The organism is Kitasatospora sp. NPDC085895, assembly GCF_040702125.1.
GTDB classification, from domain to species: Bacteria; Actinomycetota; Actinomycetes; order Streptomycetales; family Streptomycetaceae; genus Kitasatospora; species Kitasatospora arboriphila.
In genome coordinates this window covers 1-22,066 of sequence record NZ_JBFBJY010000101.1, presented here as the reverse complement: position 1 = coordinate 22,066, position 22,066 = coordinate 1, and the positions used below count along the sequence as shown (strand labels likewise).

17 protein-coding genes and 5 pseudogenes are annotated in these 22,066 nt (G+C 72.9%); 13 read left to right on the top strand and 9 right to left on the bottom strand.

Annotated elements, in window-relative coordinates:
- The 4 genes and pseudogenes from AB0442_RS36880 to AB0442_RS36865 all read right to left on the bottom strand — a co-directional run.
- Positions 1-173: pseudogene (locus AB0442_RS36880) on the bottom strand (PRC-barrel domain containing protein); the annotation flags it as partial.
- A gap of 193 nt (positions 174-366) precedes the next feature.
- On the bottom strand, positions 367-528 hold the full coding sequence (locus AB0442_RS36875; protein WP_366167914.1) for a hypothetical protein: 162 nt from the start codon (positions 526-528) through the stop codon (positions 367-369).
- A 91-nt stretch (positions 529-619) separates the two neighbouring features.
- Positions 620-859 carry a hypothetical protein gene (locus AB0442_RS36870; RefSeq protein WP_366167913.1) on the bottom strand — a complete coding sequence of 80 codons (240 nt, stop codon included), beginning with the start codon at positions 857-859 and terminating at the stop codon, positions 620-622.
- Between the two features lie 754 nt (positions 860-1,613).
- Positions 1,614-1,793 carry a hypothetical protein gene (locus AB0442_RS36865; protein ID WP_366167912.1) on the bottom strand — a complete coding sequence of 60 codons (180 nt, stop codon included), beginning with the start codon at positions 1,791-1,793 and terminating at the stop codon, positions 1,614-1,616.
- A gap of 983 nt (positions 1,794-2,776) precedes the next feature.
- On the opposite strand from AB0442_RS36865, the gene AB0442_RS36860 reads away from it, so the two are divergent.
- The 6 genes and pseudogenes from AB0442_RS36860 to AB0442_RS36835 all read left to right on the top strand — a co-directional run bounded on the left by AB0442_RS36860 (position 2,777) and on the right by AB0442_RS36835 (position 8,666).
- Positions 2,777-3,127: an STAS domain-containing protein gene (locus AB0442_RS36860; protein WP_366167911.1), complete on the top strand. Its 351-nt coding sequence runs from the start codon at positions 2,777-2,779 to the stop codon at positions 3,125-3,127.
- Between the two features lie 160 nt (positions 3,128-3,287).
- Positions 3,288-4,556 carry a PP2C family protein-serine/threonine phosphatase gene (locus AB0442_RS36855; protein ID WP_366167910.1) on the top strand — a complete coding sequence of 423 codons (1,269 nt, stop codon included), beginning with the start codon at positions 3,288-3,290 and terminating at the stop codon, positions 4,554-4,556.
- A 357-nt stretch (positions 4,557-4,913) separates the two neighbouring features.
- On the top strand, positions 4,914-6,152 hold the full coding sequence (locus tag AB0442_RS36850) for a protein kinase (protein ID WP_366167909.1): 1,239 nt from the start codon (positions 4,914-4,916) through the stop codon (positions 6,150-6,152).
- Between the two features lie 1,334 nt (positions 6,153-7,486).
- A pseudogene (locus AB0442_RS36845) lies at positions 7,487-7,630 on the top strand (hydrophobic protein); the annotation flags it as partial.
- A 158-nt stretch (positions 7,631-7,788) separates the two neighbouring features.
- A pseudogene (locus tag AB0442_RS36840) lies at positions 7,789-8,119 on the top strand (WhiB family transcriptional regulator).
- A 241-nt stretch (positions 8,120-8,360) separates the two neighbouring features.
- On the top strand, positions 8,361-8,666 hold the full coding sequence (locus AB0442_RS36835) for a WhiB family transcriptional regulator (RefSeq protein ID WP_366167916.1): 306 nt from the start codon (positions 8,361-8,363) through the stop codon (positions 8,664-8,666).
- Between the two features lie 283 nt (positions 8,667-8,949).
- Here AB0442_RS36835 and AB0442_RS36830 read toward each other — a convergent pair whose 3' ends face one another.
- Positions 8,950-10,368 carry an amidohydrolase family protein gene (locus AB0442_RS36830; RefSeq protein ID WP_366167908.1) on the bottom strand — a complete coding sequence of 473 codons (1,419 nt, stop codon included), beginning with the start codon at positions 10,366-10,368 and terminating at the stop codon, positions 8,950-8,952.
- Between the two features lie 305 nt (positions 10,369-10,673).
- Between AB0442_RS36830 and AB0442_RS36825 the strand changes: the two genes are divergently transcribed.
- The 3 genes from AB0442_RS36825 to AB0442_RS36815 all read left to right on the top strand — a co-directional run bounded on the left by AB0442_RS36825 (position 10,674) and on the right by AB0442_RS36815 (position 14,658).
- Positions 10,674-11,501, top strand: coding sequence for a helix-turn-helix transcriptional regulator (locus tag AB0442_RS36825; RefSeq protein WP_366167907.1), 828 nt, complete (start codon positions 10,674-10,676; stop codon positions 11,499-11,501).
- A gap of 483 nt (positions 11,502-11,984) precedes the next feature.
- On the top strand, positions 11,985-12,401 hold the full coding sequence (locus tag AB0442_RS36820) for a nuclear transport factor 2 family protein (protein WP_366167906.1): 417 nt from the start codon (positions 11,985-11,987) through the stop codon (positions 12,399-12,401).
- Between the two features lie 1,240 nt (positions 12,402-13,641).
- Positions 13,642-14,658: a YihY/virulence factor BrkB family protein gene (locus tag AB0442_RS36815; RefSeq protein ID WP_366167905.1), complete on the top strand. Its 1,017-nt coding sequence runs from the start codon at positions 13,642-13,644 to the stop codon at positions 14,656-14,658.
- 196 nt (positions 14,659-14,854) lie between these two features.
- Here AB0442_RS36815 and AB0442_RS36810 read toward each other — a convergent pair whose 3' ends face one another.
- Together AB0442_RS36810 and AB0442_RS36805 are read right to left on the bottom strand one after the other, a co-directional pair.
- Positions 14,855-15,337: an ATP-binding protein gene (locus tag AB0442_RS36810; protein WP_366167904.1), complete on the bottom strand. Its 483-nt coding sequence runs from the start codon at positions 15,335-15,337 to the stop codon at positions 14,855-14,857.
- Between the two features lie 329 nt (positions 15,338-15,666).
- Positions 15,667-16,119, bottom strand: a complete 453-nt coding sequence (locus AB0442_RS36805) for a hypothetical protein (RefSeq protein WP_366167903.1) — start codon at positions 16,117-16,119, stop codon at positions 15,667-15,669.
- A gap of 727 nt (positions 16,120-16,846) precedes the next feature.
- Here AB0442_RS36805 and AB0442_RS36800 point away from each other — a divergent pair.
- From AB0442_RS36800 to AB0442_RS36790, 3 genes and pseudogenes are all read left to right on the top strand, one after another.
- On the top strand, positions 16,847-17,452 hold the full coding sequence (locus AB0442_RS36800) for an NAD(P)H-dependent oxidoreductase (RefSeq protein ID WP_366167915.1): 606 nt from the start codon (positions 16,847-16,849) through the stop codon (positions 17,450-17,452).
- A 92-nt stretch (positions 17,453-17,544) separates the two neighbouring features.
- Positions 17,545-19,011 (top strand): ornithine decarboxylase, encoded by a 1,467-nt coding sequence (locus AB0442_RS36795; RefSeq protein WP_366167902.1) that lies wholly within the window; start codon positions 17,545-17,547, stop codon positions 19,009-19,011.
- Between the two features lie 91 nt (positions 19,012-19,102).
- Positions 19,103-19,422: pseudogene (locus tag AB0442_RS36790) on the top strand (plasmid stabilization protein); the annotation flags it as partial.
- 345 nt (positions 19,423-19,767) lie between these two features.
- Here the strand turns inward: AB0442_RS36790 and AB0442_RS36785 are convergent.
- Positions 19,768-19,995: pseudogene (locus AB0442_RS36785) on the bottom strand (hypothetical protein); the annotation flags it as partial.
- Positions 19,996-20,157: 162 nt separating this feature from the next.
- Positions 20,158-20,895, bottom strand: coding sequence for an SDR family oxidoreductase (locus tag AB0442_RS36780; protein ID WP_366167901.1), 738 nt, complete (start codon positions 20,893-20,895; stop codon positions 20,158-20,160).
- Positions 20,896-20,988: 93 nt separating this feature from the next.
- Here AB0442_RS36780 and AB0442_RS36775 point away from each other — a divergent pair, with 93 nt between their 5' ends.
- Positions 20,989-21,876, top strand: coding sequence for a LysR family transcriptional regulator (locus tag AB0442_RS36775; RefSeq protein WP_366167900.1), 888 nt, complete (start codon positions 20,989-20,991; stop codon positions 21,874-21,876).
- The last annotated feature ends 190 nt before the right edge of the window (positions 21,877-22,066 follow it).

Below are 22,066 nucleotides of genomic sequence, written 5' to 3'. Positions count from 1 at the left end.
AGCAGGACGTGCTTGCCGAAGATCCACGGGCCGGTGTCGACCACGATGTGGGAGGAGTCGACGTCCTCCGTGTGCTTGTCGATCCTGCCGATGTGGCCGTCCTCGGCCTCGACCCGGTAGCCGGTCAGATCCGTGCCCGGGGTGTAGCCGACCGCGTTCCGGTAGTCCCACATACCGCTCACAACTGCCTCCTCACTGCCGAAACTTGGCACGGCGCCTCCCCCCGCATTGCGCATCCATGCCTCCTCGCCCACGACTGCCCCGGCCGGCCGCAACCACCAAGGCCGGCACCTGGCGTAGTGGGGCGACCGGTCGGCGCAGGGCCACTGTGGCAGGACCAGGCCGCGCCCCCGTCCCGTTGTTGTCCTACCGTTCGGCGGCCAGCAGCCCGTGCACGAAGGCCACGGTCTCCTCCCACAGCCGGCACCGGTCCGCGGACACCGGTGCCCAGCCGGTGAACCGCACCGTGCCGCCCCCGTCGACGGCGGCCGCCGTCCGGGCCACGACCTCCCTGGGCAGGGAGACCACCCGGTCGTCGATGGTGTCGGTGTCGAAGTCGATCGGCGCCCCGGAGGGGTAGGCACCCCAGCCGCCCGGCCCCCGCCGTCCGCCGCCGCCCCTAGCGCAGGTACACGAACGTCTCGCGGCGGAACGGATCGGTCCGCACCCGCATCGGCAGGTGCACCTCGTCCATGCCGAACGCGCCACAGGCCGGACTGACGGCCGACATCCGCTCCCCGTCCTCCTGGCGGCCGACCCGGACATGGGCGCCGGCATAGGCCCGGCGCATGAACTCGTACAGGGCCTCCGGATCGCCGGTATCGAACGCGGACCGCGTCACCGGCGCCTGCGGGAGCAACTGGGCCACCTCCCAGCAGCAACCGGCGCCATGCACGGCCGCTGCCCCGCGGCCGCCGTCCTGGACCGGGTGTCGTCTTCGACGCTACGCCCCCACCGCCCGCCAAGCGAAGGCGCACCACCCCGCGGCGCGAGGGTGCGCCGATGGTCTGCCACACATGGGCATGTTCACGGCGGTTGGGCGGGTCGCCCAGGAGGCGCAGTACCAACTCGCGCAGGGTGTGTGGGAACCTGCCGCGGCCGACCTGGCGCTCGTGCGGGACACGGCCGGGCCCTCGATGCGTCCATGGGGCCGGCGGACGCGCAGGAGAAGCTGCCCCGGATCGACCGGCTCGCGGGCCTGCGCGAGGCTCTCGCCGTGCTGGCCGTGGCAGTGGCCCGCGCCCACGGTCGCCTTGCCTGGTTCCTCGCCCAGGGCAGCGGCGGACTCGCTCCCGTCCTGCACTGGCGGGCCCCGGACGCTCCCGACGGCCACAACTTCGACACCACCCTGCCCACCGGGGCGCAGCCCGCCGAGGTGGAAGGCGCCGTCCGCTTCCTGGCCCGCCATGCTCACCCGCACCGGCAGCGGGCCGGGGGCCGCCCGAGCCGGATCGGCCGCGCGGAGAATCCGGCCGGCCCGGGCACCACCCGCATAGTGACCCCGAAGACGCTGGGCCGGCCTGTCCGTCGGTGGGGCGGAGCGGGGCCTTGCCGCGGCCAGTGGTGCGCGGCAGGGGCCGGTCACCGGCCGCCCCCCGTGCCGGGCGATCGGGTCAGCCGGCGCTCGGGCCGAGCCCGAGGGCGTCCAGCAGTAGCTGTTGTAGGTCCTGTGCGTCGTGGGCGCGGGCGGCCACCACCGCCCGGACCCGGGTGGCCATCGCCTCGTCGAGGCTGTGGTCCGCGGGTTCGATGATGTCCGCCAGGGTGGCGAGGTCCCGGTTTCGTCCCGGCACCGGCTCCCTCCCTCAAATTCGTCGAATACGAACCTTTCAGGCTGCTGCTGCCCTTCGACGACCGAGATATGTCCTGGGTGCGGAAGGGTCGGGACGGGGAGTGTCGGAGAGCAGCGAGGTCGCTCGACGACATGCATGCCGTGGCCGTGCGGCTGCCCGAGCGGCGGGGACGCACGCCGCGCAGGCTGCGCCCAGGTAGTCGCGGTGACGGCAGAACACCCGGCGGCGGGCGTCTGCGAGCAGTGAGTCGCGCCGCGGAGGCAGCCCCGGCACAGGAGCGTTCCGGCGCCGATCGAATCGGAGAACGCCGCGGCTCAGGAGGCGGGCAGGGTCGCCCAGACCTTCTTGCCGCCGGCGGCCGGGGACACACCCACGCGCTGGCCGGCCGCTCGACAATGTGCATGCCGTGCCCGTGCGGCTCCTGAGGCCGCCAGGGACGCACCACCGGCCGTGCCCCGCCGGCCGCGTCGGTGACGGCGACGGTGAGCCGGCCCCCTTCCACCCGGATGTCCAGGCCGGTCGGGCCCGGGGTGTGCCGCCGGGCGTTGGCGAGCAGCTCGCACGTCACGAGGAGGACGTCGTCGCACCGCTGCCCGGCCTGCGCATCGCTGCCCGGCCGCGTCGCGACGTCCAGGACTTCGCGCACGCGGGACATGCCTGGCTCCAGGGCACTGCTGCCGCCGGCGTCGAGCGGGAAGCGCCAGTGGCGTGCGGCGGTGTCCACGGCCCTTCACCTCCCGCAGCTCCACAACAGCCTGAGCAGCCCGGGCACGCTCAGGCCCTGCTACCGGGGCGTCTGACCGGGCCCGCCCGCCCGTAACGCGAATCGACCGGCCGGTCCGCAACCCAGTGGTGCAGAACTTCGTTTCGAGGACCCCGGCCTTGGAGCTCTTCGCTCGGCGGGCAGTGGACCGCTTCCGGGACGGGCACCGTAAAGGCACGGCCCCTCGTGGGCACCGCGCCCGGAGGGAGGGAAACCGACCATGAACACAGGCCTGCGCACCACCCGCCGGCCCGGGCCGGCCGGAACCCGCGTGCTCGCCCTCGACGGCCACGCCGACACGGACACCGCGCCGCACCTCGCCCTGCACGAGGCCCTCAGCGGCAACCCCGCCCCCGAAGCGCTGGTGGTCGACTGCTCCGCCCTGACCTTCTGCTCCTCCTCCGGCCTCAACGAACTCCTCCGGGCCCGACGCGCCGCTCTCGCCGCCGGCATCGCCTTCTTCCTCGCCTCCCCGAGCCGACAGGTGACCCGCCTGCTGGACGTGAGCGACGCCGACACCGTCTTCGACATCATCACCGGTCCGCCCAGCCCCACCTACACCGCCAACTGAGCCGACAACTGCTCCACGAGGCGGTGCGCCGGTCCACTGCTCCGTGCTCTCCCGGCACGTCTGCCCCACCGGTGCACGGCCCCGGGTCGGCCGGAGGGCCTTGCCCGTGTGATCGGCCTGCCGCCCGGGCTGCGGGCGCCGGGTGCATCACAGTGGTGGCATGTCCGATTTCGGTCCCGCCCTGGCCGCGCTCCTCGCCGACTCCCACACCCTGGCACCCGGTCAGGTCCCCGCCGCGGTCGACCGGACCGCCCGTCGCCTGGGTATGACGTCCGCCACTGTCTACCTCGCCGACGTGCAGCAGAAACTGCTCGTCCCCCTCACCGGCTCTCCCGCCCCCGGCACTGCAGCCGGGAAGGCGGGGAGCGGGAAGACGAACGAGAACCCGGCGGAGGACTGGACGGGAGCGGACGGCGGTGCGAGGCCGCTGGCGATCGACGCCACCCTGGCCGGCTGGGCCTACCGCACCCTGTCCCGGCGCCTGGCCACGACCCCGCGGCTGACCGTGTGGCTTCCACTGGTCGACGGGATCGAACGGATCGGCATCCTGCGCATCACCGCCGACCAGCTCACCGCCGACCTGCTGGAGCGCGCGGACGCGCTCGCCGCGCTCACCGCGCTCCTCGCCATCAGCAAGTTCGCCTCCAGCGATCTGTACTCCCGCGTCACCCGGCTGCGTCCCATGACCACCGCCGCCGAAATGGTCTGGGCGTTCCTGCCGCCGCGCACCATCGGCACCCGCGACGTCACCTCCTCCGCCGTCCTGGAACCCGCCTACGAGATCGGCGGGGACGCCTTCGACCACGGCCTCGACAACGGCATGCTCCACGTCACGGTCGTCGACGCGATGGGCCACGACCTCGCCTCCGGCCTGTCCTCCGCCATCGCACTCGCCGGCTGCCGCGCGACCCGCCTGGCCGGCGGCACCCTCGCCGACATCGCCGCCACCATCGACCACGAACTCGACCGCTGGCTGCCCGGCCGCCTTCTCACCGGCATCTTCGCCCACCTCGACACCACCACCGGCGACCTGGACTGGGTCAACTGCGGACACCCCCCGCCCCTGCTGGTGCGCGCCCACCACGTCGTCCCCCACGCCCTGGAGGTCCGCGCCGAACTTCCCGTCGGCCTCGGCCACGACCGCACCCGCCCCTACACCGTCCACCGCACCCGGCTCGAACCCGGGGACCGCATCCTCGTCCACACCGACGGCATCACCGAAACCCGCTCCCGCACCGGCGAACTCTTCGGCGAAGGGCGCCTCGCCGACTTCGTCACCCGCTCCCTCGCCGCCGGCGAACCCGCCCCCGAAGCCCTGCGCCGACTCATCCACACCGTCCTCGACCACCACCAGGGCCCCCTGCGCGACGACGCAACCCTCCTCCTCGTCGAATGGCACCCGGACGCCCAACCTCCCGCCACCAGCTGAGACACCAGCGCATCAACAGCGCCTCACTTCCCGCGTCCCCGTGTGGCGTGAAGACTCACTCGGTCCACAGCCCGGATCCCCCGCCGAAGGGGCCGCATGACCACCGCATGTACCTCGGGCAGCGTGCGCGGGCTTGGCAGGGGCCGGCTCGCACCCGGCCGGATCACGCGTGGTCGCGGCGGTCTGCGGTGTTCCGAAGCGGGCACCGACAGCTGGCCGGTGGGGACGCCCCTCCGGGCCGGAGGGTTTTGTCGGCATGGCGAGGAGCGTGTCCCCGGGGATCGCGGGTAGGCGGCGGTGCGCACGCGTCCCATCGGCGCGCAGACAGCCAGTGACCTCCGGCATCGGGAGACCGGCATGACCGTGACCGCCGAAAGCACCACGGCGACGACACTGTTCGCGCAACGATACCGAGTGTGTTCGGTGTTGGGCCGAGGTGGCGGGGCCGACGTCCTGCGCGCCGTGGACGAGCGGTTGAACCGCGAGGTGGCCCTCAAGGTCTTCCGGCCCGGCGCGAGCGCGGACACCGCCCGGCGCTTCGGCGCGGAGGCACGACTGCTGGCCCGGCTCCGTCACCCGGGACTGATCGAGGTCTACGACTACGGCGTCGTCGCGGACCGGCCCTACCTCGCCCTGGAACTGGTGCGGGGCCCCACACTGGCCGCACTGCTGCGGGCCGAGCCGATGCACGCCGACCGAGTCCGCCGGCTCGGACGCGAACTGGCCACGGCCCTCGCGTACGTGCACTCCCACGGGGTCGTCCATCGGGACGTCAAACCGTCCAATGTCCTGATCGGCACCGACGGCCGCGCCAGGCTGGCCGACTTCGGCGCCGCCCGCCTCCTCGACGAAGTCGCCGCTCCCGGTGACGAAGCACTCACCGGCACCGGCCTGGTCATCGGCACCCCGGCCTACCTCGCTCCGGAACAGATCCGCGGCCAGGGCGCCCTGGCCGCCACCGACGTTTACGCCCTGGGCCTCCTGCTGATCGAGTGCCTGACCGGCAACCGCGAGTACACCGGGGCCCCTATGGAGGCAGCTGCGGCACGCCTGCACCGCCCGCCTTCCATCCCTCGCTCCCTGCCCCGCGACCTCGCAAAAACCCTGCGCCGGATGACCGACATGGACCCGGAACGCCGCCCGTCCGCGGACACCTGCACTCGGCTCCTCACCATTGCGGCCGCGGCGGGAGCCGCGGGGGCGGCCGCCGCCGGCCGGCCTGCGCACAAGGCGCGAGCCGGCGCCCGCCGGCCGACGCGCATGAAGCCGCTTCTGGCCGCAGCCTCACTTCTCGCCCTCACCGGCCTGGGCGGCAGCGCCGCCCTCAGCGGCGGCCCCACCGCAACTCACCGACCGGGTAGCGGGACACCGACGGTGGCGGCGCCACCGTCGGACACCCCTGCGCCCCCGAGCCACCAACGGCCGGCCCCGGTGGCGTCCACCACCCCTACCCGCCCACCCGCCGGCGGGACGCAGGCCGTGACCCTCTCTGCTGCCGCAACATCCACACCCCCCGCCACGAATCACCCGGGCGACAACGGCCGGCAAGAGCCGAAGGGCCGGAAGGACGGCCGGCACGGGAAGAAGCCGAAGTAGCACACCGCACCACCCGGCGCCCCCAGCTTCTGGTCCAAGAGCCATCTGGCATGAATGACGAGTGCCTCCGGCCTGTACAGCCGGAGGCGTTTCCGGGCGGGGCTGGTGAGCGCGCTCCGGACCAGATCGTGGACGGACCGTCGCCGGGCTGCGGCCGGGCCGCGGGTTGGGGGCCAGCGGCCGGGAGGCCCGGCCAGTACCGGCCGTGGACAGGACGGCCTCCGAGCGGCCCGGGCCAGGCCGGGAGCCGCCGGACCGCGGTCAGGAGCCAGGGGCCCGGGGACGCAGCCGGAAGCCTGCGGCGGGCCGGGCTCCCAACGCATCCTCGATTTGCTGTGTGCGTCGTTCAGGGAGGTCCAGGGTACTTGGCAGGGTGTTCTCGCCCGAACCTCTCGGAGTCTGTCCGGGGCCAGGATGTCGTGCCCTGCTGGCCGGTCGGTGCTACCTCCTAACCCCGCCGGCCACGGGACTGCACCGGTCCCCGGCGACCTGGCCGCTGAGGGGGAGACTGTGCGTATCGCGCGAGTCTCAGCTGCCGGGCCGGCACAGCGGCGGCATCCAACGGGAACAGGTGGCCGCCGCCTCGTCCTTCGGCTTGCGCAAGATCGACGACACCGGACTCGTCGCCGCCCTCGGCGACACCGCTGCCCACCACAGCGCACCCCCACCCCACTCCGGCAGACACCAATGACGGCAGCACGACTGTGGCCCCCGATTCCGACGAGCGGAGCTTTGGCGAGACAACCAGTCAGCCACATCGCCGACAAGCCAGACGAGGAACGCAGTCCGGCAGACCCCAATCCCGCGCGCTGCCAGGGCGGAATGCGCCTTGGGCACGTCCCAGCGAGAGCGGCGGCTCCGGGTTCCGTTATCGGACCCGCCGCGCAGAAGCGCAGCTGCGAGCTTCTGCCGGCTGGCCTGTGTGGGCGCAAGCGGCAGCGGGGGCCAGCGGGAATGGGATGCCGCTTTCACGTCAGTTCCGGACGGCGCCGGGCTTATCGAACAGGGCAACACAACGAGGACGTCGGCTCAACGCGGCGCGGCCAAGTTCCCGTCCCGGGGTGGCGGTGGAAGAAGGGAACGACGAGGTACGGCCCGTGGCGGCGAGGGGGATACGCCGCCACGGGCCGCTCTCCCACACTGCCCAGCATGTCGTCTCACCCCGATCCGCGAGGCCAAACCACCCGTCCACGCGAAACAGTCGAGAGCCATGGCAACGAGTGCTCCCACGGCCGCGGCCCACCGACGGCGACGACGGGACGTGCCTGCACGCATTGCGCCGCGTGGGGCAGCCGGTGCCTGCGGCCAGTTCGTCAACTGTGAAGGAGGCCCTCGTGCTTCCCCTGGTTGTGGTTCTGCTGCTCCCCCTGCTTCTGTTCGGCGCCAGCTTCGCCGTCAAGGCCCTGTGGTGGATCGCCGTTCTGGTCCTGCCCGTCCGGCTCATCGGGTTCGTCGCCCGCGGCACCGCTTCCGCCGGCCACGGTCGAGGAGCTGTCACGGTCGAGGGGCCGCCTCGACGTCGTGGCCGGATCGGCATGTGGCAGGTGTGGAACCGAGCCCGGTGGCAAGGCGCAGTGCCGTGCGCGCCGGCCGCGCCCGGTCCGGCGCGGCCGGCGGTTGTCGAAAGGGGTTGTTCGTGACGGTGGTATCGCGTCTGCCGGAGCCGGCCCACCAGGAGTGGACTGGCAGTTGCGGGCGGCGTGCCGGGGCGTGGACGAGCGGTTGTTCTTCCACCCGCCCGGAGAGCGCGGCCAGGCCCACGACGAGCGCGAGGCTGCAGCAAGCGGATCTGTGCCCGGTGCCCGGTCTGCAAGCGCTGCCTCGAGCACTCGCTTGCGGTGCGCGAACGCTACGGCGTGTGGGGGGCGTCGGCGAGGACGAGCGCCTCGCCCTCCTCGGCCCCGTCACCCGCCTCGGCCGGTAGACCCGCCGCCGATCGCCGTTCGGAACCGCCGTCGCCCTCGTAGCAGGCATGCGGCGGGACACGCTTGGTGGTCACAGGAGACGGCAGCCGGGAGATGTAGGCGACTACATGGCCAGGGTCGGCACCGGGGCTGTTTCGGGTGGGAGGTCATCCGAACGAGTTATCGCACCGCGGGCTCCCCCTTACGGACCTTCAGCGGATTGCCCTACCGTCTCGCTTCGCATAACCGTGCACGTAGCGGGCATTAGGCGATCAAAACCGACGAGAGGACGGGCGACGCAGTGTTGGCGCCGGACAGCGACTGGAACCGTGATGCGGCATGCCGCTTCTCCGACCCGGACGATCTCTTCGTGGACGGAGCCGCCCAGAACCGGGCCAAGACGGTCTGCGGCGCTTGCCTCGTGCGGACCGAGTGCCTCGCCCACGCCCTCGACCACCGCGTCGAACACGGAGTCTGGGGTGGAATGACCGAACGCGAGCGCCGCGCCCTGCTGCGCCGCCGCCCCACCGTTGCATCCTGGCGTGCCCTGCTGGAAGCCGCAAGAAGCGAACACGAGCGCCAGGCCTGCGACATGGCCCGCGCCGGCTGACCGCGACACGGTTTGGCATCTGCCGCGGGGGGTGAGGCCCCCCGCGCGGCCACCAGCCCCCGAAGCCGCCATGGCCACGCCGCGCACCAGTGCGGCGTGGCCCCCTTCTCCTCCCAGGCGTACCAACCCAAAGCGCCAGGCCGGTCGCCCGGCGCCCCGCTGACCTCTGAGTGTCCGCCGCAGGGACTGAGCAACGGATGCGTCTCACCGTCAGGGCCGGGTCGGCCGAAGGCCGCTCGGCCGAAAGTGCCAGCCTCAACAACCGAGGCCGAGGGTGGCGGTGTCAGCTGGCGGCCGCACGGAGGATGCGGTCGCGCGAGGCCGCCACCTCGGCGCGCAGCGCGGGCAGGTCAGCGTCCAGGAGGCGGCCGGCCCACTTGCGGATCTGTCCGGCGATCAGGACGGTGTCCACGTTGCGGGTGTCGCAGCCGAGGACCACCGTCCCAGTGGGGTCGTTCAGCGGCAGGTTGTTGATCTCGTCCGCGGTGAGGAGGATGAGGTCTGCCTGCTTGCCGGGAGTCAGTGAGCCGGTGGTTTCCCCGAGGCCGCAGGTGTGTGCGCCCTGCAGGGTGGCGAAGTCCAGGACGTCCCCGGTGCGGATGCGGGCGGGCACCGGGCCCGGGGCGCCCGATGTGTGGGCGGCGTTCACGGCCCGCATCCGCTGGATCGCCAGGAGAGTCCGCATCTGGGTGAACATGTCGCCGGCCAAGGCGACTTCGACATCGATGCTCAGGCCGGGGCGCACCCCGACGGCGAGTGCCTCGTCGATGGCGGGTACGGCGCGGTCCAGGCCGATCTGCGGCTCGGAAGTGGGGGCGAGCGAGATGGTGGCGCCACTCGCGGCGATGGCCCGCCAGGCGTCCTGACTCAGGCCGGTGGCGTGGATCAGCCGCACCTGCTCGTCGAGCAGACCCGCCCGGGCCCAGGCGAGAATCGCCCGCGAGGACGGGGCTCCGAACACCGCGTCGACGCTCACACCAATGCCGAGTTCGCGGGCGGTGCGGGCGAAGGCCGGTCCGTGGGCGAGGTCGGGGCCGGCGATCTCGGCGGTGGCGAGAGTCGCGAGGCGGAAGGTGAGCAGCGGATGGGCGAAGCGGTCACGCAGCCTGGCGAGGTCGGCCGGCCACTGCCGGTCCCAGGCGCCGAAGTGCGGTGCCATCGCGGCGTGGATGCCGCGGATGCCGGTGTCGAGGAGGGCTTGCACGGCGGCGTCGGAGTGTTCTGCGCTTCGGGAGTTGTGGGAGAAGTCCAGCATCGTGGTGATGCCCGCGTCCACGGCGCCGAGTGCGGCCAGCCGGGTGCCGGTGTACATGTCCTCGGGTCGGTAGGCCGGGGCGCAGCGGGCGAGGGTGGTGGTCAGGTAGCCGGCGAGGTCGTCGATGTCGGGGATGGTGCGGCGTAGTTGGGCTTGCCAGGCGTGGCGGTGGGTGTCGACGAATCCGGGGATGAGGAGGGTGCCGGCGGCGTCGACCACGATGGTGTCGGTGGCGGCGCCGGCGGCTTGCAGGTCGGGGGCGACGGCGGTGACGGTGCTGCCGGTGACGAGCAGGTCGCCGCGGTCGAGGGTGCCCAGGGCCGGATCCATGGTGAGGATCGTGGCGCCGGTGAACAGGATGCGGCGTGCCGGGTCGTCGGCGGTTCGCCGCAGGCGGTCGAGGAGGGCTGGGCGGTCGGTGTCGGTCGGGCGGTGAACAGGGTGCACTGAGATCCGTTTCGAAGGCGGGGTCGGTGGTGGCAGGACGTCCGACGGCAGTCGCCCGGGACGCTGGCGTCGGGCAGGATCCGGATCGGCTCCCGAGCATCGGTTTGGAGCCGCCGATCCCGGGTGATCGGAGCCGGGGTGGTGGGCGCGGTCGTGCCCGGCTCCAACGTGGCAGGCCTTGGGCCGCGCTTCCAGGCCGGGGCAGACCGGGGGTGCGCCCCACCGCCGGTGCGGGATTTCCGGGGTGTGGTGCACCCCCTCTCCGGGCTTCTGCCGTCCGGGGCGGGGCCCGTAGCCTTCCGATCATGCACACCGACCTGTCCCCACGGCGCGACAATGCGCTCGGGGAGTACCTGCGGGCCCGCCGAGCCCAACTGGCCCCCGAGCGGGTGGGGGTGAGCACGCTCGGCCACCGGCGGGTGCCGGGCCTGCGCCGGGAGGAGGTAGCCCGGCTCGCCGGGGTCAGTACCGACTACTACACCCGCCTCGAACAAGGCCGCGAGCGCAACCCCTCACCGCAGTTGCTGCACGCCGTCGCCCGCGCCCTGAGCCTGGACGAGGACGGCGCCGAGCACCTGGCCCGCCTCACCGTGCCGCCCGCGCCACGCCGGCGGTCCGTTTCCGCACAGGCCGCGCCCGCCCTGCAGCAGATCATGGATGCCCTGTCCACACCCGCCCTGGTCGTCGACCGGACGCTGGACGTCCTGGCGCTCAACCCGCACGCCGCCGCTCTCTACAGCGGGTTCGCGCGGGTGGACAACCTGGTGCGGATGACCTTCCTCGACCCGGCCGCGCGCGCCTTTCACCGGGATCGGGAGGTGGCCGCCCGCGCGGCGGTCGCGTCCCTGCGCAGCGCCGCCGGCCGCGACCGCCACGCCCCCCGCCTGGTCGCGCTCGTCGGTGAGCTCTCCGCCCTCAGCCATGACTTCCGTGTTCTGTGGGCCCGGCACGATGTCCACGGCAAAACCGGCGGCACCAAGTCGCTGCACCACCCGGAGGCCGGCGACCTGGAACTGGCCTACGAGACGCTCACCCTCAACAGCGCTCCCGACCAGCAGCTGGTGGTGTACCAGGCCGCGCCCGGCCGCCCGTCCGCCGAACGCCTGGCACTGCTGCAAGCACCACCCCCGTGATGCGGGCCGGGCCGTCGGGACGAGCGACGCGCGCAAGTCGCCGTCCGGCTGATCTCACCCCCGACCGGCGATGAACTTCCCCTGCACGAGGCCGCAAGCCAGCCCCGGCTGGTGACCATGGTGAAGCCCTGCGACGACCCCGGCAGCAGCGGCTGGCCCTGCTCGTCGTCCTGGACGTTGTCCAGGACGACGAGCAGGTTGCGGCCCGCGACGTGGGAACGGGAGGGGTCCTCTCGCAGCGCCGGGTCCTCGGGGATCCGATGTCATGGGACGCCCAGGGCCGGCAGGATCGCTCGAACACCCGGACTGCTGGTTGGTCCCCTCGTGGTGGCCGAGGCGTCGGACGTCCCGTCAGTCCGCTGACAACGCGGTGCAACGACTGACAGCGGCGTGTCGGTGATCTGCCGTCGGCCCCTGCGACTTTGGTGCGGCAGGGGCGGGGAACACACCCCGTCCGGCAGAACCACAAGCGCAGGAGTCGCTATGGACCAGTCACTGATCACCCGCATGCGCGAGTACCTCGACGCCGGCCTGGCCATGGACGTGGAGACGCTGGACGAGCTCTACGACCCGTCGTTCGAGAACATCCGCACCGACGAGGCCGGGCAGGTGGTGACGATCACCAAGGAGCAGTTCATGCTGCACTTCCGAGCCATGCGCGACCAGGGGAAGCAGGTCGGCGAGTCGGTGGACGACGTGCGCTTCCTCGCCACCGTCGTGCGCGGTGACCAGGGCACCGTGATCATGCACCGCGAGCAGCAGGGCGTTCCGGTGCGTTACTGCTTCGTCTGGCAGCGCGCGGGCGGGCGGTGGACCACGCTGCTGCACGAGCTGAGCTTCGAGCGGGACATCACGCTGCTGATTGCAGCGGTTGAGGCCGCCCGGGCCGGGACGGCGTGAGGGCCGCTCCCGCCCGGGTCCGACCCTCTCACGGTTCGACGCTGCGTCAGCGCGTGGGGCGCAGCTGGCGGGGCCGTCCCGTCGTTGGAGCCGCTCTTCGGGTCTCCTGGGCGGGGATGGGTGCCCATGGCCTGCGGCCGGTGGCGGCCGGGCAGCGAAATGCCGGGAACCGCCTCGGCGGTGCTGCGGGCGATCCCCGCCGGACGCCGCTCGGGCGTGCGCAGCAGGCGGCGGACGAGGGGTGGAAGCCCAGCGCATCGCGATCTCGGTCACCGTGGTGGACCTGGGATCGGCGGCGAGCAACTCGGCGTGGGCGGCGTCCAGCCGTACCCGGCGCAGATACGTCAGCGGGTGGTGTTCGGGTGTCGGCGGAAGGCGTACTGCAGCGCCCGCGGGGTGACGTCCGCGCCGGCGGCAATCCGTGCCAGGCCGATGTCCGTTCGCCTCGATGAGCGCCACCGCGCGGGAAGGGCGAGGCTGAAGTGGAGCGAGTCCTGGGGAAGAGCGGTTCGCCGTTGGCCCGGAGTAGAACTTGGAAGGCGCTGAAACCGCAAAGGACTCCGGCCGGGGGAAAGAGAACGCGCTGCGCCACTGTCATGCCGTACCGCATGGTTTCCGTGTGGGCCCGGCTGGTGGGTCACGCCAGTCGCGGGACATGACGGTGGCCTCTCAGATGTGCTCAGTCAATGCTTCGTCAGCTGTCCGGGTAGGCCGCGTCATGCGACGTCGGAATGCATGGCTCCGGTTCATCCGTCGAAGTATGGCGTCTTGACTCCGGCGACCGCCATGTAGCCGCCCAACTGATCTGCATGTCGCCCGCTGAACGTGCGCAACGAGCACAGCCGTCGGCCATCGCCCCGGCGGCGTGACCCCGGCAACCACTCCGCCATCGTCCTCACCCTCTGCGGGCACGACCCACCACACCCGGACAGACGCTACTGCTCCCACCGACCTTCTCACCGTTTCCGGCCCGCCCACGCCGCCATCGGCTCCGCCCGGTGCGGGGGCACCGGGGATGCGGGCCCTCCGAGCCGGGAGGAGCCGACCGAGCGGCATTGGCCGGCTCCCGTCCTACCGCGTTTCGCCGGCCCCATGCCTCGCCAAACCGGCTGTGGCTGCTTCCTCCGGCCGAGCACGTTGCTGACGCACGACGTGCCCGGCGAGGGGCCGGCCAGGACATTGCCGGACCGTTGCGGACGGCCGCCGGTTCAGCACGTGCCCGGCGGGAACACGCGAACTCATGGCAGACGAGAACAGCAGACATGATCGGCGGACCGAGGGCCCGGGCCGTGGAGGCCGGGAAGGGCCCAGCAGCCCTCTGGACGTTCCGGCACGGGGCTGGTGGCAGGTGCTGAAACGCACGGCCCGCGAGTTCATGGCCGACGAACTCCCCGACCGGGCGGCCGCCCTCACCTACTACGGCATCCTGGCGATCTTCCCGGCACTCCTGGTGCTGGTGTCCGTCCTGGCCCTCGCCGGGACCTCGGCGACGGACACCGTCCTCGACAACCTGCAGTCACTCGCACCCGGACCCGCCCGCGACATCCTGCACAGCGCGATCACCCAGTTGCAGAACGGCCGCGCCGCAGGCGGCTTCCTCGCCGTCATCGGCCTCGCCGGCGCTCTGTGGTCGGCGTCCGGGTACATCGGTGCGTTCATCCGCGCCGCCAACGCCGTCTACGACATCCGCGAGGGCCGGCCGATGTGGAAGACCACGCCGCTGCGGATCGGCCTGACGCTGCTGACGATGGTCCTGCTCGTGGTCTGTGCGGTGATCGTCGTCTTCACCGGCCGGGTCGCCCGACGCGCCGGTGACCTGCTCGGCCTCGGTGACACCGCGCTCACCGTCTGGGCCGTCGCCAAGTGGCCGGTCCTCGTGCTACTCGTCGCTCTGATGATCGCCCTGCTGTACTGGGCGGCCCCGAACGTCCGCGGCCGCGGCCTGCGCTGGACCTCCCCCGGCAGCCTGCTCGCCGTGTTGCTCTGGCTCGCCCTGTCGGCCGGATTCGCCGCGTACGTCGCCAACTTCGGCTCCTACAACAAGACCTACGGCACCCTCGCCGGTGTCGTCGTCTTCCTCGTCTGGCTGTGGCTGACCAACCTCGCCGTCCTCCTCGGCCTCGAACTCGACGCCGAACTCGCCCGCGAACAGGCCATCCGCACCGGACAGCCCCGCACCGAGGAACCGTACGTCGCCCCCCGGGACACCCGGACGTGGCACGACGAGGACGACGGCCTCGACCCGCCGGGTCGTTAGCACCCGCGCCGATCCGCGCGCAGCCCTCCACGGCACGGATCGCCCCACGGCCCGCTTCTGCCTTGACGAGGCGCGGCCGTGGCCGTGGCCGCACCGGATCAGCCGAACCGTGCCGTCGCCGTGGTGCGGCCTCCCGTCACCGAGGGCCTCCGGAAGCAGTACCGAGGCCCTCGTCGCGCCCCTCGTTCTCACGGGCCTACCCGGCGAACGGGTGCAGCGCGTGTGCGGCCCCTTCAGCAGTCCCGGGATCCGGAGCGCCGGACTCGTCGGGCAGCACCAGCTCGGCCCAGACCCTCTTTCCCCGGCCGTCCGGCGTGGAGCCCCAGACGGCCGCGGTGCGCTCCACGACCACCAGACCGCGCCCCTTGGCGTCGGAGGGTTGGTGGAACGCGTCGATGCGGGGCGGCTTCGGGCTCCGGTCGGTGACGGCGATCCGCAGTCGGCCGGGCCGCCGCTGCAGGACGAGGGCGAGCGGACCGCCGGCGTGCTCGGCCGCGTTCGCCAGGAGCTCGGCCGCCACCAGGACGGCCTCCTCGGCCGCGGGGTGGCCGATCAGGTGCCATTCGGCGAGGGTCCGGCGGGTGAATTCGATGCCGTCGGCCACGCAGGCGCCGTCCGAGTGGAGCGGGAATTCCAGTCGGCGGCGCTCCTCGGACGCGGAGGAGGGAGAAGTGCACATGGTGGATCCCGGTCGGTCAGAGTTCTCCGGCCCCGCATCTGTCCGGCTCGGGATCACCCACACGTCGGAAGCCGGCGGCCGGAGGCGTGGCGGACGGCGTCCTCGACCAGCACGGCGTCGAAACGCCGCGGGGTGGGAGGCGCTGCCCGCGCACCGGCCCTGGCCACGGTCCCGGTCCCGGTCCCGTGAAGCATTCTCCGACCGCGGGACGTCCGGGAGCGGATCTGCGGCACGGGTCGGGGCGATCACAGCCCGCAGCGGCGACGGCGCCCTCGGCCCGGGCCGCACGGCCGCCGCGGTCCCGGTTCGGCTTCTGCGAGCCGGTGGGGTCAGTGGCCCGCGGCCGGGCTGTCGGATTCCTGCGGGTCGACCCCCGTGCGGGTCCCGGCGTTCCGCCCGCCGCTCGGGCGGCCGGACGGCCCCTGGGGGCCCTTGTCGTGGTGGTGCTTCGACGAGGAAGGGCTCTCGGCCGTCTTCTCGGCCCGTCGACCTTCGCTGGTGACGGTGTCGCCGGGGGGCGGGTCGTCCTCCTCCGCCGCATGTTCCTGCCCCGGTCCGGGCTCGGGTGCGTAGGTGTCGGGGTCGAACGAGCGGTGCGCGCTGTCGTTCGGCTCCTGCTTCTCCTCGTCGATGTCGCCGGACCAGCCGTGGTGGGCGCCCTCCATCCGGCTGGCCTGCCCCTCTTCCATGGTGGGGTGGGACTTGGCGTGTCGCCCGGTCATGATCATCACCTCGATCCGGTGGTCGACGCGGCTCGCCGACCCGTCTACGCGCCTGTCCACCCTCCGCTCCTGCCAACCCGCCCCGTTCCGGGAGAAGCGGAGGGACCGTCCGACCGAAGGCGTCCCCCGAGTGCTCCCGGCAACAGCCTCACCTCGGGCGTGTCCGCACGGGTCGCGCACCCCCGACGTGCGTCCGGCCCGGACCCGGGGGCCGGTTCGGGGTTCGTTCCAGCACCACCGACGTCTCCACCGCCCCCGGACCGGCCGGCACGGGAACTCGCCCCGTCCACGTCGCTTCCGTGCCCGCGGGCCACACCCACGTACGGCACCCCGCATCCGCGGGCGATCGCCGGCCGGTGGCGGGTCCGACGCGCAAGCCCCCGTCCTCAGTCGCATGCGGGGCCGGTTCCGTGGGGATCGTGGTCGTGGGCTTCCGCACCACGATCGGGGGGAGGGCGTTGCCCGCACCCACGATGCGTCCCTGGCACGGACACCGCCCCGTTCGCCCGGCGGCACCCACGTGCCTGAACGCCGGACAGCGCCCCCGGGCCGGCACCGGCACCTTTCCGGCCGGCCACCGGGGCACCCCGCGTCTGCTCGGCGACCCGGTCCGACGAACGCGAGGCGTGGGCCGGGTCCGCACCGGGGCACGGGCGACGGCGCCGTCGAAGTCCTCTCCCAGCCGTGGCGGCGGGGCGCGCGCCGCCGTACGGGCGACCTGCCGCCGTGCAGGTGACCTGCGGTGAGCGCACCACATGCCGAGCGGCCGGGCGGGTACCCGCAGAGCATGCGCGCACTCGTCATCAACTGCACCCTCAAACCGTCCCCCGAGCCGTCGAACACCGAGGCGCTGGCCGCCGTCGTCGGAGCCGAGCTCACCTCCCTCGGCGTGGAGGTGGACACCGTCCGCGCCGTCGACCTCGACCTCAGGCCCGGCGTGAAGACGGACATGGGCGCGGGCGACCAGTGGCCGGCCGTCCACGAGAAGCTGCTGGCCGCCGAGATCCTGGTCGTCGCCTCGCCGACCTGGGTCGGCCGTCCCTCCTCGATCGCCCAGCGGGTGCTGGAGCGGATGGACGCGATGATCTCCGAGACCGACGACGAGGGCCGCCCGCCGGGGTACGGCAGGGTCGCCGGGGTGGTCGTCACCGGCAACGAGGACGGTGCCCACCACGTCGTCAGCGAGATCTGCGGCGGCCTCGTCGACATCGGCTACACCATCCCGGCGCAGGCCTGGACGTACTGGCACCTCGGCCCGGGCCCCGGCCCGAACTACCTCGACGAGGACAAGGGTCACGAGTGGGCCCACACCACCGGCCGCACCATGGCCCGCAACCTGCACCACGTCGCCGCGGCCCTCGCCGGCCGCGACTGGCCCGCCCCCGCCCAGTAGTCCCTGCGCGGCGCCGGCGACGGCACCGATTCCGGTACCCGCCGGCGCCGCCGCCCGAGTTTTCGCCCCGGCCGCGGGGGCAGGCGCCCGGCATGGACCAGTCACAGGCCCCCGTCCTCGAAGCGCTCGCGGCCCACCACGCGAACCCGCCGACCGCGTTCACCCCGCCCGGCCACAAGCAGGGCCGCGGCGCCGACCCGCGCGTCCTGGAAGTCCTCGGCGCGGACGTCTTCCGCTCCGACGTGCTCGCGGTGTCCGGCCTGGACGACCGCACCTCCTCCCGGCACATCCTCGAGCACGCGCAGGAGCTGATGGCCGAGGCAGTGGGCGCGGAGCACACCTTCCTCTCCACCTGCGGCAGTTCGCTGTCGGTCAAGGCGGCCATGCTCTCCGTCGCCGGCCCGCACGAGGAGCTGCTCGTCGGACGGGACGCCCACAAGTCCGTCGTCGCCGGCCTGATCCTCGCCGGCATCCGCCCGGTCTGGGTGGACCCGCAGTGGGACCCCGACCTGCACCTGGCACACCCGCCCTCGGCGGACGCCTTCGACTCCGCCTTCCGCAAGCACCCCGACGCCCGCGGAGCCCTCGTCACCTCCCCCACCCCGTACGGCACCTGCGCCGACCTGGTCGCGATCGCCGAGACCGCCCACCGCCACGGCCGACCGCTGATCGTGGACGAGGCCTGGGGCGCCCACCTGCCCTTCCACCCCGAGCTGCCGACCTGGGCCATGGACGCGGGCGCCGACGTCTGCGTCACCTCCGTCCACAAGATGGGCTCCGCCTTCGAGCAGAGCTCCGTCTTCCACCTACAGGGCGACCTGGTGGACCCGGCCACCCTGAAGGAGCGCGCCGACCTGCTCGGCACCACCAGCCCCTCCGTCCTGATCTACGCAGCACTCGACGGCTGGCGCCGGCAGATGGTCCAGCACGGCCGCAGCCTGTACGACGCCGCTCTCGACCTCGCCACCGGCCTGCGGGAGCGCATCGACGCGCTGGAGGGCCTGCACGTCCACGGCCGCGAGGACTTCTGCCGGCCCGGCCGCGCCGCCGACCTCGACCCGCTGCAACTCGTCGTCGACATCTCCGCGCTCGACACCACCGGCTACCTCGCGGGCGACTGGCTGCGCTCCCACCACCAGGTCGACCTGCACGTGTGCGACCACCGCCGGATCAGCGCCCAGCTCACGCACGCCGACGACACCACCACCGCGCACACCCTCGTCTCCGCCCTCACCGAACTCGTCTCCGTCGCCCCCGGCCTCCCGCCCGCCGGCAAGGTTCACGTCCCCGACCCCGCACGGCTGCGCCTGGAACAGGTCATCCTCCCCCGCGACGCCTTCTTCGGGCCGGTGGAGGACGTGCCCGTCGAGGAGGCCGACGGGCGAATCGCCGCCGAGATGCTCACCCCGTACCCGCCCGGCATCCCGGCCGCCCTGCCGGGCGAGCGACTGAACGACGACGTCATCGCCTACCTGTGCACCGGGATCGGCGCGGGGATGGTCGTCCCCGACGCCGTCGACCCCCGGTTGAAGACCGTGCGGGTCGCCGTCGAAAGCTGATGCGGCACCGGCCGACGGCCGGAGGGCGAGTGGGCCGAAGGCGCCGGGTAGGCGCGTGAGAACACGCACGACACGAGGGGAAGAAGCGGTCATGCCTGCAGGATCGGGCAAGAAGCGGAACGCCAGTACGAGCACATCAAGGACAGCGCACTGGACCGCGGCGAGAGCGAGGAGCGGGCGAAGGAGATCGCCGCCCGGACGGTCAACAAGGAACGTGCCCGGCACGGCGAGTCGAAGACCGCCGGCCGCTCCTCCACCCACGACACCTCGTCCTCGCGGCGCGGCGGACAGCGGCCGCACTCCGGCTCACAGGGCCCCACGAAGGAGCAGCTCTACAACGAGGCCAAGCAGCGGGGCATCCACGGCCGGTCGAAGATGAGCAAGGAGGAACTCGCCAGCGCCCTCGGACGCTGCGCCCCCGACCGGCACATCGACGACCGGCACGTCGACCTCCTGCCGTGGACCGCTGCCGGACGGACGGGCGGCCCGCCGGATGGCACGGTCGGCTGCGGAGCGCCGCCCGCCCGCACGGGCGGGGCGAGCGGCGCAGCCGCGCGCGGCGCCGAGGCCGGCCGTCTACGGCTTGGTCGGATCCTGCGGCAGCGCCCCTGGCTCGCCGGAAGGTCCGGGGGCACCGTCGTCTGCGTCGGACTCGCCACGGGGGACCGTGGCGGTGCCCTCACCGGTCCCCGCCACCGCGCCCGCGCCCGCGCCGACGTCCTCCCCGCCGTGCTCCTCCCGTGCTCCGTCACGTGACCCGTCGGACAGGCGTGCGGCGAGCAGCCGCTTGCCCATCTCCGCGCCCTTGCGGCTGTCGGCCTGCGCCTTGCGGAACAACTCCGCGACCTCGTCGTCCCCCGCTCCCTCGGCGTCCGACACGTACGTCTCCAGGCGCAGCGCGTTGCTCAGGCACGCCTCGACGTACCAGAGCAGGTCGTAGTCCTTGTCCTTGGTGCCGGTGACGAGACCGGTCTCCTCACCCATGATCGCGGCACTCCTTCCACGCCCGGCGGGCGCATCGGGCGGTGCGGACGTGCCGCAGGGCGTTGGGGTGCTTCTACCCGCCGGGGCGGAAACAACCGGGGCCACGGGCCGGTCCGGCGCCTCGCGTGGCACCACCCCGGCCGGTCCACGGCAGGCCGGTGATCACCAGGGGACGACGCCGTCGTCCTCGAAGAAGCAACCGGTCGGGCCGCCGTCGGGGAGGGTGGCGAGCCGGATCGGGGTGGCTGCGCCCTGTGCGGGGGTGCGGGGTCCGTGGAAGCCCGTGAAGTCGGTCGCGACCAGGCCCGGGCAGGCGGCGTTGATGAGGATGTCGGTACCGGCGAACTGCCGGGCGTACTGCAGGGTGAGGGCGTTGAGGAAGGACTTCGACGGCGCGTAGGCCGCCATGATCGGGCCGACCTCGATGTCCGGGTCCGCCTGGCGGGCCAGGGAGCCGACGCTGCTGGAGACGTTGACGATGCGCGGCGAGGCCGAGCGCCGCAGCAGTGGCAGCATCGCGTTGGTCACCCGGACGACGCCCATGACGTTGGTGTCCACGACGGTGCGGAGCACCTCCAGGTCGAGCGTGGTCGGCTCCTGTAGCCATCCCGGGCCCATCTCGCCGGGGATTCCGGCGTTGTTGACCAGGGCGTCCAGGCGTCCGGCCAGTCGTTCGACCAGTTCTGCGGCATCGGTGACGCTCTGGCCGTCGGTCACGTCCAGCGGTACCTCGAAGGCGTCCACGCCGGCGGCACGCAGCTTGCCGACGGCGGTTCCGCGCCGGGCCGCGTCGCGGGCTCCCACACCGACGCGGTAGCCGAGGCGGCCCAGTCCGGCCGCGATCTCGTACCCGATGCCCTTGTTCGCGCCGGTCACCAGCGCGATCATCGTTTCGCTCATGCAGATGATGCTGGCCCGTGGGCGGGTGGTGCGGCCAACACCGGTACGGTGCCCTGTCATACCCGGCGGGTATCACCGCGTATGCTGTCGACCGTGGACTCCCTGGAAACCCCCCTGGAAACCCCCCTGGAAACCCGCGAGTTGAGGTACTTCGTGGCTGTGGCCGAGGAGTTGCACTTCGGGCGTGCCGCCGAGCGCCTCGGCATGGCCCAGCCACCGCTGTCGCGGGCGATCCAGCAGCTCGAACGGCGCCTCGGGGTCTGCCTGCTGGAGCGCAACCGCCGCGGTGTCCGCCTGACCGGCGCCGGGGAGGTGCTGCTGCAGGAGGGCCGGGCGGCTCTCGACGCGGCCGCTGCCGCCGTCCGCCGCACCCGGCGCGCCGGGGGTGCCGACCGTCCTGACGGCCCCCGCGACCGGCTGGTGCTCGCGGTGAAGGCCGCCGCGTCCCATGAGCTGTTGCGGAAGCTCCTCGATGCCTACGCGGCCGAATCCGGCAGCGCCGAGGTCGAGGTGCTGCCGTGCGGCATGTCGGAGCAGGAGGAAATGCTGCGCGACGGGCGCGCCGATGTCGCGCTCATGCACACGCCGTGGAACTCCCTCGCCGGATTCGACAGCGAGGCGCTCATGACCGAGGGACAGGTCGCCCTCCTGCCTGCCGGGCACCCGCTGGCCGCCCGCGAGACCCTGTCCCTGGCCGAGGTCAGGGACGTCCCCGATCTGCCGCTCGCCCGCTGGCCCACCCACGGCACCTACGCCCCCGGGCCGGGCCCCGAGATCCACAACCAGACGCAACTGGCCCAACTGATCGCCCTCGGACGCACGGTGGCGGTCGTCCCCGACTCCGCCCGCTCCTGGCTGTGGGCCGAGCACGCGGCCGTCCCGCTGACCGACGCGCCTCCCGTCGTGACCCACATCGCCTGGCCCGCACACAGTCGTTCCCTCGCCCTGGCCTGCCTGGTCCGCACGGCCACACGGCTGTGACCGGCCCCTGCCCCACCAGCCACCGCCCGGGACGGCCGGACGCCCTCAGGACCCACGAGACCGACGGGGTGACCAGGTGGGCCGGTACCCGGAGATGACACGGGCCGTCGTGTCCGCCCGGCCGGGGCGGGCCCCACCTGATCGATTAAAACCAACTGAGAAAAAAACAAAAACAAAAAAAAATAAGTGA

Bases quoted from the DNA above. Each gene is read 5' to 3' on its own strand.
- AB0442_RS36825 (WP_366167907.1), top strand. From the start codon at position 10,674: ATGCACACCGACCTGTCCCCACGGCGCGACAATGCGCTCGGGGAGTAC.
- AB0442_RS36810 (WP_366167904.1), bottom strand. From the start codon at position 15,337: ATGTGCACTTCTCCCTCCTCCGCGTCCGAGGAGCGCCGCCGACTGGAA.
- AB0442_RS36820 (WP_366167906.1), top strand. From the start codon at position 11,985: ATGGACCAGTCACTGATCACCCGCATGCGCGAGTACCTCGACGCCGGC.
- AB0442_RS36780 (WP_366167901.1), bottom strand. From the start codon at position 20,895: ATGAGCGAAACGATGATCGCGCTGGTGACCGGCGCGAACAAGGGCATC.
- AB0442_RS36800 (WP_366167915.1), top strand. From the start codon at position 16,847: ATGCGCGCACTCGTCATCAACTGCACCCTCAAACCGTCCCCCGAGCCG.
- AB0442_RS36855 (WP_366167910.1), top strand. From the start codon at position 3,288: ATGTCCGATTTCGGTCCCGCCCTGGCCGCGCTCCTCGCCGACTCCCAC.
- AB0442_RS36815 (WP_366167905.1), top strand. From the start codon at position 13,642: ATGGCAGACGAGAACAGCAGACATGATCGGCGGACCGAGGGCCCGGGC.
- AB0442_RS36795 (WP_366167902.1), top strand. From the start codon at position 17,545: ATGGACCAGTCACAGGCCCCCGTCCTCGAAGCGCTCGCGGCCCACCAC.
- AB0442_RS36850 (WP_366167909.1), top strand. From the start codon at position 4,914: ATGACCGTGACCGCCGAAAGCACCACGGCGACGACACTGTTCGCGCAA.
- AB0442_RS36860 (WP_366167911.1), top strand. From the start codon at position 2,777: ATGAACACAGGCCTGCGCACCACCCGCCGGCCCGGGCCGGCCGGAACC.